The sequence below is a fragment of the Streptomyces sp. WMMC940 genome (assembly GCF_027460265.1).
Classification (GTDB): Bacteria; Actinomycetota; Actinomycetes; order Streptomycetales; family Streptomycetaceae; genus Streptomyces.
This window is the reverse complement of sequence record NZ_JAPZBC010000001.1, coordinates 2,157,842-2,169,132: the sequence shown is the minus strand read 5'-3', so window position 1 is coordinate 2,169,132 and position 11,291 is coordinate 2,157,842. Positions and strand designations below refer to the sequence as shown.

Sequence of the window (11,291 nt, the reverse complement as noted above, 5' to 3'; positions counted from 1 at the left end):
GCAGCCGGCCGCTGTGCGCCGCCGCCCGGCCGCGCAACGGCGCGGGCCCGCCCGTCGTCGCCGGGCCGCGGGACAGCGGGCGGGCCCGGCGCTCATGTGCCGGGCCGGGGCCTCAGCCCCCGTCCCGCACCCGCAGCAGCAGCACCGACCGCGCGGGCACGGTGGTCCGTTCCCCGCCCCGGTGCACCGTGCCCGGTGCCGCGGACTGGTCCTCCCGCGAGGTGTCCACGACGAGTTCGTACTCCTCCGCCCACGGCGGTCCCGGCAGCCGGAAGGCCGTGGGACGGCCGGCGGCGTGCAGGACGATCAGGAAGCTGTCGTCGGTGACGTGGGCGCCCCGGGCGTCCCGGCCCGGGATGTCCCGGCCGGACAGGAACAGCGCCAGGGTGGAGGAGGGGGCGTACCAGTCCTGCTCGGTCATCTCCGCGCCGCGCGTCGTGAACCAGGCCAGGTCCCGCAGTCCGTCGGGGGTCTGCGGCCGGCCGGAGAAGAACGCCCGGCGCCGCAGCACCGGGTGCGCGCCGCGCAGCGCGAGCAGCCGGGAGGTCAGGGCCAGCAGCCCGTCCGGCCCCGGCCGGCCGAGCAGCGACCAGTCGAGCCAGCCGATCTCGTTGTCCTGGCAGTAGGCGTTGTTGTTGCCGCCTTGCGTACGGCCCATCTCGTCGCCGGACACCAGCATCGGGACGCCCGTGGACAGCAGCAGGGTGGTGAGCAGATTGCGGATCTGCCGCCGGCGCAGGGCGTTGACGTCGGGGTCGTCCGTCTCGCCCTCGGCACCGCAGTTCCAGGCGCGGTTGTCGTTCGTGCCGTCCCGGTTGCCCTCGCCGTTCGCCTCGTTGTGCTTGCGCTCGTAGCTGACCAGGTCGCGCAGGGTGAAGCCGTCGTGGGCGGTGACGAAGTTGACCGAGGCGTACGGCCGTCGGCCGCCCCAGGCGTACAGGTCGCTGGAGCCGGACACCCGGTAGCCCAGGTCCCGCAGATCGGGCAGCGCGCCGCGCCAGAAGTCCCGCACCGCGTCCCGGTAGCGGTCGTTCCACTCCGTCCACAGCGGTGGGAACGCGCCGACCTGGTAGCCGCCGTTGCCGACGTCCCACGGTTCGGCGATCAGCTTCACCCGGCGCAGCACCGGGTCCTGTGCGATCACGGCGAGGAACGGGGACAGCATGTCGACGTCGTGCATCGAGCGGGCGAGGGCCGCCGCGAGGTCGAAGCGGAAGCCGTCGACACCCATCTCCGTGACCCAGTAGCGCAGCGAGTCGGTGATGAGCCGCAGCACCTGGGGCCGGACCACGTGCAGCGTGTTGCCGCAGCCGGTGTAGTCGGCGTAGCGGCGCGCGTCGGGCTGGAGCCGGTAGTAGCCGCGGTTGTCGATGCCCTTGAGGCTGAGCGTCGGCCCCAGCTCGCCGGCCTCCGCGGTGTGGTTGTAGACGACGTCGAGGATGACCTCGATGCCCGCCTCGTGCAGGGCGCGCACCATCCGCTTGAACTCGCCGACCTGCTGCCCCGCGGTCCCCGAGGCGCTGTAGCCGGCGTGGGGCGCGAAGTAGCCGATCGAGTTGTAGCCCCAGTAGTTCCTCAGGCCCCGCCGCAGCAGATGGTCCTCGTGCGCGAACTGGTGCACCGGCAGCAGTTCGACCGCCGTCACCCCGAGCCGCACGAGGTGGCCGATCGCCGCCGGGTGTGCGAGGCCCGCGTAGGTGCCGCGCAGTTCCGGGGGGATGCGGGGGTGCAGCCTGGTGAAGCCGCGCACGTGCAGTTCGTAGATGACGGAGTCCGCCCACGGCGTCTTCGGCCGTCGGTCGTCGGCCCATTCGTCGTCCGGCGCGTCGTCGTGGACGACCACGCCCTTCGGGACGAACGGGGCCGAGTCCCGGTCGTCGCGCACGGTGTCCGCGACGTGCTGCTGCGGCCAGTCCCGGACGTGCCCGTACACCTCGGGCGGTAGCGCGTACTCGCCGTCGACCGCCCGGGCGTACGGGTCGAGCAGCAGCTTCGCCGGGTTCCAGCGCGCCCCCGTCCACGGGTCCCAGCGGCCGTGGACCCGGAAGCCGTACCGCTGCCCCGGCCCGACCCCGGGCACGAAACCGTGCCAGATCTCGTGGGTGAGCTCGGTCAGCGGCAGCCGGACCTCCGCTCCGGACGCGTCGAAGAGGCAGAGCTCCACGGCCTCGGCGCCGCCGGCCCACAGGGCGAAGTTGGTGCCCGCGACGCCGTCGGGACCGACCCGGTACCGCGCGCCCAGCGGGTTCGGCGCCCCCGGCCGGACCGGGGGCCCGGAGCCGTCCGCCCCTCTCGGCCGTCCGTTCGGGGCCGGGCGCGGCCCCGCGGCGGGAAGGGGCCGCTCCCCTTCCCGTACCGCCTCCTGCTCGGCTGCGCTCGACACCTGTCGGCCTCCCGCGGCTCGTCGGGCCCGCGCGGCTCCCGCCCACGGCGTCCCGGCCGTGGCTCCCCGCGTGCGGTCCTCCCACCATTCCTGCCCGACGCCGCGCTGCTCCCAACATGACCCGCGGCGACGTTTCCCCAGGAGGGTGGCCGTCGTTGGGCGGGACGTGCTGTGTCTCTGCGACCCCACGAGGTGGACTCTGTGAGCAACGCGGTGAGGCGGACGAGGGCCACGCTGGCCGTCGCCGTGCTGTGGACGGGACTGCTGGCCGGACTGACCGGCTGCACCGACGGAGCCGGAGCCGGTCCGGGCGCCGGCGGTGACAAACCCCGGGCGCAGGCACCGGGCGACATCATCCGGATCACCCCGGCGGACGGGGCCGGCGCCGTGCCCGCGGACGGCCGGCTCGAGGTGACGCTGGCGAGCGGGCGGCTGGAGCGGGTCAAGGTCACCCAGATCGAGAGCGCGCAGCCCGCCGACGTCCCGGGCGCCGTCTCCCCGGACGGTCTGAGCTGGCGTCCGAAGCAGGGCACCCGGCTCGCGCTGGCGGCCAAGTACAGCGTCGACGCGGTGGCTCTGGACGCCCACGGGCGCCGTTCGGCACGGCACACGACCTTCACCACCGTGGTGCCCGACCACCGCTTCATCGGCTACTTCACCCCGGAGAACCGTTCCACGGTGGGCATCGGAATGATCGTTTCGTTCGACTTCAACCGCGGCATCAGGAACCGCGCGGCCGTCGAGCGGGCCATCCGCATCACCTCCGTACCGCCCGTCGAGGTCGTGGGTCACTGGTTCGACGCGGAGCGGCTCGACTTCCGCCCGCGCGAGTACTGGAAGCCGGGCACCAAGGTCACCGTCGACATGCGGCTGCGCGACGTCGAGGGCGCGTCGGGGGTGTACGGCATCCAGCGCAAGACCGTCCGCTTCACCGTGGGCAGGTCCCAGATCTCCCTGGTCGACGCCCGCGAGCGGACCATGGAGGTGCGCCGCGACGGGCGGCTGCTGACGACGCTGCCGGTCACCACGGGGGGCAGGAAGACCCGGACGTACAACGGCAGGATGGTCGTCAGCGAGATGCACGACGTCACCCGCATGAACGGTGCCACGGTCGGCTTCACCGACGACGACGGCAAGAGCGAGTACGACATCAAGGACGTGCCGCACGCGATGCGGCTCACCACGTCGGGCACCTTCCTGCACGGCAACTACTGGGCCGACCCGGCGGTCTTCGGCAAGCGGAACGTCAGCCACGGCTGCATCGGGCTGCGCGACGAGAAGGGCGGCAGCCAGGACTCCCCGGCGGGCTGGTTCTTCGACCGGACGCTCATCGGGGACGTGGTGGAAGTGGTCAACTCCCCGGACCGGGTGGTCGACCCGTGGAACGGGCTGAGCGGCTGGAACATGGGCTGGAAGGAGTGGAAGGCCGGCTCCGCCCTGCAATGAGCCGCCCTCCCGCATGACCGGCACGTCCACCGGGCAGATTTGCGACTGAACGGTGACATGTGCGAGAAGCCCCGGCGACCTGCGGTGTGATTATCTATCGCAGTGCGCGCCGTTCGAGCGCGTGGGGGTGCGGGCCTCGGCGGGGCCAGGCCGTGCGAGGGGAGACAACTGATCGTGAACGGGCAGCCGATATCGGGGGCATCGGTCCGGACGGGCCGGCGACGTGGACGCACCGCGCTGCCGGCCCTCGTCATGGGTGCGCTACTGCTGCTGGTGTCCGCCTGCGGCGGCGGCGACTCCGGCCGCGCGGCCGGCGGCGACAAGGGCGCCGAGGAGGGGGGCAAGGTCGGCACGGCTGCTTCCCAGGCGGTCGTCACCATCGCGCCCAAGGACGGCGCGAAGTCGGTCGCCACGAGCGGCGCGCTCAAGGTGACCGCCGACAAGGGCAAGCTGACCGAGGTCGCCGTCAAGGACGACAAGGGCAACGCCGTCGAGGGGAAGATCGCCGCCGGCGGTGCGAGCTGGGAGCCGCTGCAGCACCTCGCCTCGGCCACCAAGTACAAGGTGCACGCGATCGCCGAGGACGCCGAGGGCCGTGAGTCCGCGAAGGACACGACCTTCACCACGCTCGTCCCCAAGAACACCTTCGTGGGCCACTACACCCCCGAGAACGGCGCCACGGTCGGCGTCGGCATGCCCGTCTCCATCAACTTCACCCGCGGCATCACCGATCCCGAGGCCGTGGAGAAGGCCATCAAGGTGACCGCCGAGCCGTCGGTGCCCATCGAGGGCCACTGGTTCGGCAACGACCGCCTGGACTTCCGCCCCGAGAAGTACTGGGCAGCGGGCACCAAGGTGACGGTCCGGCTCAACCTGGACGGCGTCGAGGGCCGCCCCGGTGTGTACGGCAAGCAGGCCAAGACGGTCTCCTTCACCGTCGGCCGCAGCCAGGTCTCCACGGTCGACGCCAAGGCCCACACGATGAAGGTCGTGCGCGACGGCAAGCTCCTCAAGACCATCCCGATCACCGCGGGGGCCCCGTCGACCACGACGTACAACGGCCAGATGGTCATCAGCGAGAAGTACAAGGTGACGCGGATGAACGGCGCCACCGTGGGCTTCGGCGGCGAGTACGACATCAAGGACGTGCCGCACGCCATGCGCCTGTCGACCTCCGGAACCTTCATGCACGGCAACTACTGGGCCTCGCGCGGGACCTTCGGCTCGGCGAACGTCAGCCACGGCTGCGTCGGTCTGCGCGATGTGCGCGGCGCCTACGACGGCGGTACGCCGGCCGCGTGGATGTACAACAACTCGATCATCGGCGACGTGGTGATCGTGAAGAACTCCAAGGACAAGCAGATCGCCCCCGACAACGGCCTGAACGGCTGGAACATGTCCTGGGCGGAGTGGACCGAGTAGTCCGAGGCGACCCGGACGACGGGCCCGGTGCTGTGACGCACGGCACCGGGCCCCTCGGCGTTAACGGGGGCTAACCTCCCCGTATGACAGTCACTCTCGAAGTCTCCGAAGGCGTCGGCACCATCCGCCTGGACCGCCCCCCGATGAACGCCCTGGACATCGCCACCCAGGACCGGCTGCGCGAACTGGCCGCCGAGGCGACCGACCGCGACGACGTGCGCGCCGTGATCCTGTACGGCGGGGAGAAGGTGTTCGCGGCAGGAGCGGACATCAAGGAGATGCAGGTGATGGACCACACCGCGATGGTGAAGCGGTCGAAGGCCCTGCAGGACTCCTTCACCGCCGTCGCCCGCATCCCCAAGCCCGTCGTCGCGGCCGTGACCGGCTACGCCCTGGGCGGCGGCTGCGAGCTGGCGCTGTGCGCCGACTACCGGATCGCCGCGGACAACGCCCGGCTCGGCCAGCCGGAGATCCTGCTCGGGCTGATCCCGGGCGCGGGCGGCACCCAGCGGCTGACCCGGCTGGTGGGCCCGTCCAAGGCCAAGGACCTCATCTTCACCGGCCGCCAGGTGAAGGCGGACGAGGCGCTGGCCATCGGTCTGGTCGACCGCGTCGTGCCGGCCGCCGAAGTCCACGAGCAGGCGCACGCCTGGGCCGCGAAGCTGGCCCAGGGGCCGGCGCTGGCGCTGCGGGCGGCCAAGGAGTCCGTCGACGCCGGGATCGAGACGGACATCGACACGGGCCTCGCGATCGAACGGAACTGGTTCGCGGGCCTGTTCGCGACCGAGGACCGGGAGCGGGGCATGCGGAGCTTCGTCGAGGAGGGCCCGGGCAAGGCCAAGTTCGTCTGAACTCGCCTCGCGGGGAAGGTGATTGGACACCGGCGCCTGTCGCGTCAACGCGGTGAGTGCCTTAATCGAACCTTAAATGAACCTTAAGGCCCCAGTGGTCGCTGCTCTTGGCGATCACGCGTAAGCGGCGCGTCACCGCAGGTCAGTTGGGCTCCAGAGGCCCCCTGGATGCCAAGGTCATATGCCAATCCGGCACCTCGGGGCCCTCTTCCCCGGGGTGCCGATTCCTCCGGAACGGTCACGGGGGGCCCTTCGGGCGGCCATGATGGGGGCATGGCGGGGCTGGAGGGTGTGGAGCAACCACGGGCGCGCGGCAGCGCGACCGCCGCGCGGTGGACGCCGGCCGTCGACGACGGGCGGGCGCTCGAGGCGGTGGAGCTGTTCGGGGATCCGACGGAGGGTGAGGTCGAGCTGCCTTCGCGCCCCCAGTCGGCCGCCACCGCGCGCCGGCTGGCGCAGTGGGTGGTACTCCGTCAGTGGGCGCTCTCGCCGCAGACCGCCGAGCACGCGATCCTGCTGGTCTCGGAGCTCGTGGGAAACGCGGTGCGGCACACCGGAGCGCGGGTGTTCGGGCTCCGCATGCTGCGCCGGCGCGGCTGGATCCGCATCGAGGTGCGCGACCCCTCGCGCGGTCTGCCCTGCCTGCTGCCGGTCCATGAACTCGACACCAGCGGCCGTGGGCTCTTCCTGGTCGACAAGCTGTCGGACCGGTGGGGTGTCGATCTGCTGCCGCGCGGCAAGACGACCTGGTTCGAGATGCGGATCGCGGACCGCTGACCACCGCGGGGGCCACCGCCCTCGGGCCCCTTCGCCGCCGGCGTCCGGGTGCGCGGGCCTCGCCGGGCCCGGACGCACGAGAGCCCCCTTCGCCGTCTCGGCGCCGAGGGGGCTTCGTGTGTGCGGGCGCGGACGGGGTGGGGTGTATCCGCGCTGCCGCTCTATGGACGACCTGGCCCGGGTCAATGGGGGTCGTGGGACCGACTATGGCAGACATTCGGTCATTCGCCAAAGCGGCGAAGATGGACAAAACTCCCCATAGGTCGGCAATGCAACGTTGAATCAAAGGTGAACTTAGCCACCTGCCTGGTAAATGATGAATAAATATCGGGCCGAATGGGTGAATCTTCGAATGTAGCGCGGCCTGGCGTGTGTCGGACCGTGGGCGTGGACCGGGCCCGTCGCTAGTTTTCGTCGGCATCGCACCCACTGCGCGGGCACGGATCGCCCGGGGCGCCGACCACGGAGCGAGCCGACTGATGCTGCATCTCACCAAGCGATCCCTGCCGCTCCTCGCGACCGCCCTGCTCGCGGCCCTCGGCGCCGGCTGCGAGGCCGCCGCGGAGAAGCAGGGGACACGGACCCCGCCGCCGGCTCGGACCCGGGAGGCCGGTGTCCCCCTGGGGCTCCCCGGCATGCCGCCGCTGCTCGACCCCAGGGACGTCTACGCGGCCGACCGCCCCGGCAGACTCTCGCCCGTCGTGCGGGACTTCCCGTCCCGGGTGTACGTGCCCAACACCAACTCCAACACCGTCTCGGTCATCGACCCGGCCACCTACAAGGTCGTCGAGACCATCCCGGTGGGCGTCCAGCCGCAGCACGTCGTCCCCTCGTGGGACCTGAAGACCCTCTGGGTGAACAACAACCGCGGCCACACCCTCACCCCCATCGACCCGGCAACCGGGATCGCGGGCCGGCCGGTGGACGTCCACGACCCGTACAACCTCTACTTCACGCCCAACGGCCGCTACGCCGTCGTCATGGCCTCCATGGACCGGGAACTGGTCTTCCGGGACCCGCACACCATGCGCACGCTCAAGACGACGCCCGTCACCTGCTACGGAGTCAACCACGCGGACTTCTCGGCGGACGGCCGGTACTTCATCGTCTCCTGTGAGTTCTCCGGCGAACTGCTCAAGGTCGACACGGAGAGCATGGAGGTGATCGGACAGCAGAAACTGCCGTTCGGCGGCGCCATGCCGCAGGACGTGAAGCTCTCGCCGGACGGCAGGACCTTCTACGTCGCCGACATGGTCGCCGACGGCATGTGGGTCCTCGACGGCGACCGCTTCACCACGCCGAACCTGCTGCCCACCGGCAAGGGCTGCCACGGTCTGTACGTCAGCCGCGACTCCCGTGAGATGTACGTGACCAACCGGGGCGAAGGCTCGGTCTCCGTCTTCGACTTCGGGCAGGACCGGCTGACGAAGAAGTGGCGGCTGCCGAACGGGGGATCCCCGGACATGGGCGGAGTCTCCGCGGACGGCAGGGTGCTGTGGCTGTCGGGGCGCTACCACTCCGAGGTGTACGCGATCGACACCACGACCGGCGAGCAGCTCGCCCGCATCCCCGTCGGCAGCGGCCCCCACGGACTCGCCGTCTACCCCCAGCCCGGCCGCTACTCCCTGGGACACACGGGCGTGTTCCGCTGACCGCCCGCCAACGCCCGACGCCGGGTGCGACCACCGGCTTGGGGCGCGGCCGACGTACGGCCGCCCGTGCGCAGCGGACCGGGCCGCGATCGCGGCGGCTACCCGGCCACGAGCAGGGCCTCGGAGCCCACCGGCCGGTAGCCCGCCTGCTGGAACGTCCGTACGCTGCGGGCGTTCCCGGGCGACTGCTGGGCCCATACGTGCGTCCCCGGCACCAGATGGCGTGCCGCGACGGCGAGTCGTACTCCCAGCCCGGCACCGCGCGCCTCCGGGTCCACCTCGATCGCGGCCTCCCACCGCCCGGCCACCCCGCGGCCGAGGACGAGCACGCCGCCGTCCGCGGCCCAGACCCGTACCTCGTCACGGAACTTCAGTGCCCGGGCCACCCGGGGGTGGTCCGGGTCGGCGATCTCCCGCAGCTCCAGCCCGGGCTCGCCGCTCCGCGCGGAGGCGACCGTGAGAAGGTCGATGGTGTTCATCGAGCGGCCGGTCCTCGCCATCAGCGCGGTCAGGAAGCCGGGATTCATGCTCGCGGCGAGCGGGTCGCTCGCGGCCGCGGCCAGCGCGCCGCGCACCCACACCGGGTCCGCGTCCGTGAACACCACCGAGTGGGCGGTGAACGCCAGTACACCCGCGTCCCGGGCGCTGGGCTGCGGCACCACCGTCGTGCCGCCGTCCGGTGGCGGGAAACCGCCCCGTGCCGCCGCTTCCAGAATCCGTGCCACCGCGTCGCTCATGCCCTTATCGTCCCCGAAGGCCCCCGGCGCCCGGATCGCGGCCCCCGCCGATAACCTTGCCTGCGTCAGTGATGCACCAAGAAGGGGTGGACCTGTGGCGGACATCGAGTCGGCACGCAAGGCCTTCGATCGATTCGACCTGAACGGCGACGGGCTGATCTCGGCCGCCGAGTACAAGAGCGCCATGGCGCAACTGGGCGACTTCAACGTGACCGAGACGGTCGCCGAGGCGGTCATCAGGACCAAGGACGCCAACGGCGACGGTCTGCTGACCTTCGACGAGTTCTGGGCCGCGCTGAACCAGGCCTGACACCGAATCGTACGCCGCGCCCGGCGTCGGCCCCCGGAGTTCGCCCGCGCCGGGGGCCGACGCCGGGCGCCGGCCCTCGGCGCGGACTCCGGGTCCGCACGGCGGCCTGAGGCCGCCGGGCCCGGGCCGGGGCACGCACGCCCGGCGGCGACGGGCGCGGCGAGGCGCGGGGGTGACGCGTGGGGTGACGTGCCGTCAGCACTCGATGATGTTCACCGCGAGCCCGCCGCGCGCGGTCTCCTTGTACTTGACCGACATGTCGGCACCGGTGTCCTTCATGGTCTTGATGACCTTGTCGAGGGAGACCTTGTGGCTGCCGTCGCCGCGCAGGGCCATCCGGGCGGCGGTGACGGCCTTCACCGCGGCCATTCCGTTGCGCTCGATGCACGGGATCTGGACGAGACCGCCCACCGGGTCACAGGTCAGGCCCAGGTTGTGCTCCATGCCGATCTCGGCGGCGTTCTCCACCTGTTCCGGGGAGCCGCCCATCACCTCGGCGAGCGCGCCCGCCGCCATCGAGCAGGCCGAGCCGACCTCGCCCTGGCAGCCGACCTCGGCGCCGGAGATCGAGGCGTTCTCCTTGAAGAGCATGCCGATCGCACCGGCGGCGAGGAGGAAGCGGATCACGCCCTCCTCGTCTGCTCCGGGCACGAAGTTCATGTAGTAGTGCAGGACGGCCGGGATGATGCCGGCCGCACCGTTCGTCGGGGCGGTCACGACGCGGCCGCCCGCCGCGTTCTCCTCGTTCACGGCCATCGCGTACAGCGTGATCCACTCCATCGCGAGCGCCTGCGGGTCGCCCTCGGAGCGCAGCTTGCGCGCGGTGGTGGCGGCGCGGCGCCGGACCTTCAGCCCGCCGGGGAGGATGCCCTCGCGGGACATGCCACGTGAGACGCAGGCCTGCATGACCCGCCAGATGTCCAGCAGCCCCTCGCGGATCTCGTCCTCGGACCGCCAGGCCTTCTCGTTCTCCAGCATCAGCGAGGAGATCGACAGCCCCGTCTCGCGGGAGAGCCGCAACAGCTCGTCACCGGTCCGGAAGGGGTACTTCAGCACGGTGTCGTCCGGCACGATGGGGTTCTCGCCGGCCACCGCGTCCTCGTCGACGACGAAGCCGCCGCCCACCGAGTAGTACGTCTTCTCCAGCAGCGTCCCGCCCTCGGCGTCGTAGGCCCACAGGGTCATGCCGTTCGCGTGGTACGGGAGCGCCTTCCGGCGGTGCAGGACCAGGTCCTCGTCGAAGTCGAAGCCGATCTCGTGCACCCCGAGGAGTTTGATCCGCCCTTCGCTCTTGATCCGCTCGACCTCGTCGTCGGCGGTCTCGACGTCGACCGTCCGGGGCGAACCACCCTCCAGGCCCAGCAGGACGGCCTTCGGAGTGCCGTGGCCGTGGCCGGTGGCGCCGAGCGAGCCGTACAGCTCCGCGCGTATCGCCGTCGTGTGGGCCAGCAGGCCCTCGTTCTTGAGCCGGCGGGCGAACATGGCGGCCGCCCTCATCGGGCCGACCGTGTGGGAGCTGGACGGCCCGATGCCGATCGAGAACAGGTCGAAGACCGAGATGGCCACGGGGGTACTCCTTGTGGGATGGCTGTGCTTTCCCGGGGGACGCGGTGTCCCAGTGCGGCTGTGCCGCGGGCCGGACCCCCGGCCGGCGGGCCGGGGCAGGAAGGCGCGGGTGTGCGCCGGGTGCACGGTGCGGGGCACCGCACTCAC

Annotated in this window: 9 protein-coding genes; 6 read left to right on the top strand and 3 right to left on the bottom strand. The window is 71.7% G+C overall.

Going from position 1 to position 11,291, the window contains the following annotated elements; genetic code table 11:
- Nucleotides 1–112 precede the first annotated feature (112 nt).
- Nucleotides 113–2,383: a glycogen debranching protein GlgX gene (gene glgX, locus O7595_RS09460; RefSeq protein WP_269728271.1), complete on the bottom strand. Its 2,271-nt coding sequence runs from the start codon at nt 2,381–2,383 to the stop codon at nt 113–115.
- Nucleotides 2,384–2,584: 201 nt separating this feature from the next.
- Here glgX and O7595_RS09455 point away from each other — a divergent pair, with 201 nt between their 5' ends.
- The 5 genes from O7595_RS09455 (at nt 2,585) to O7595_RS09435 (ending at nt 8,531) form a co-directional block, all read left to right on the top strand.
- On the top strand, nt 2,585–3,829 hold the full coding sequence (locus O7595_RS09455) for a L,D-transpeptidase (RefSeq protein WP_269728270.1): 1,245 nt from the start codon (nt 2,585–2,587) through the stop codon (nt 3,827–3,829).
- Nucleotides 3,830–4,003: 174 nt separating this feature from the next.
- Nucleotides 4,004–5,251, top strand: coding sequence for a L,D-transpeptidase (locus tag O7595_RS09450; RefSeq protein WP_269728269.1), 1,248 nt, complete (start codon nt 4,004–4,006; stop codon nt 5,249–5,251).
- Nucleotides 5,252–5,334: 83 nt separating this feature from the next.
- Entirely contained in the window at nt 5,335–6,102 is a 768-nt protein-coding gene (locus O7595_RS09445; protein ID WP_269728268.1) for an enoyl-CoA hydratase/isomerase family protein, read from the top strand.
- 273 nt (nt 6,103–6,375) lie between these two features.
- Nucleotides 6,376–6,879 carry an ATP-binding protein gene (locus tag O7595_RS09440; protein ID WP_332328141.1) on the top strand — a complete coding sequence of 168 codons (504 nt, stop codon included), beginning with the start codon at nt 6,376–6,378 and terminating at the stop codon, nt 6,877–6,879.
- A 479-nt stretch (nt 6,880–7,358) separates the two neighbouring features.
- Entirely contained in the window at nt 7,359–8,531 is a 1,173-nt protein-coding gene (locus O7595_RS09435) for a YncE family protein (protein WP_269728266.1), read from the top strand.
- 98 nt (nt 8,532–8,629) lie between these two features.
- Here O7595_RS09435 and O7595_RS09430 read toward each other — a convergent pair whose 3' ends face one another.
- The gene (locus tag O7595_RS09430; RefSeq protein WP_269728265.1) at nt 8,630–9,268 is read right to left on the bottom strand and encodes a GNAT family N-acetyltransferase; all 639 of its coding nucleotides are present in this window, start codon (nt 9,266–9,268) and stop codon (nt 8,630–8,632) included.
- Nucleotides 9,269–9,362: 94 nt separating this feature from the next.
- On the opposite strand from O7595_RS09430, the gene O7595_RS09425 reads away from it, so the two are divergent.
- On the top strand, nt 9,363–9,578 hold the full coding sequence (locus O7595_RS09425) for an EF-hand domain-containing protein (protein ID WP_138053029.1): 216 nt from the start codon (nt 9,363–9,365) through the stop codon (nt 9,576–9,578).
- A gap of 195 nt (nt 9,579–9,773) precedes the next feature.
- Here the strand turns inward: O7595_RS09425 and O7595_RS09420 are convergent, their stop codons facing one another.
- Nucleotides 9,774–11,144, bottom strand: a complete 1,371-nt coding sequence (locus O7595_RS09420; RefSeq protein WP_269728264.1) for an L-serine ammonia-lyase — start codon at nt 11,142–11,144, stop codon at nt 9,774–9,776.
- Nucleotides 11,145–11,291 lie beyond the last annotated feature (147 nt).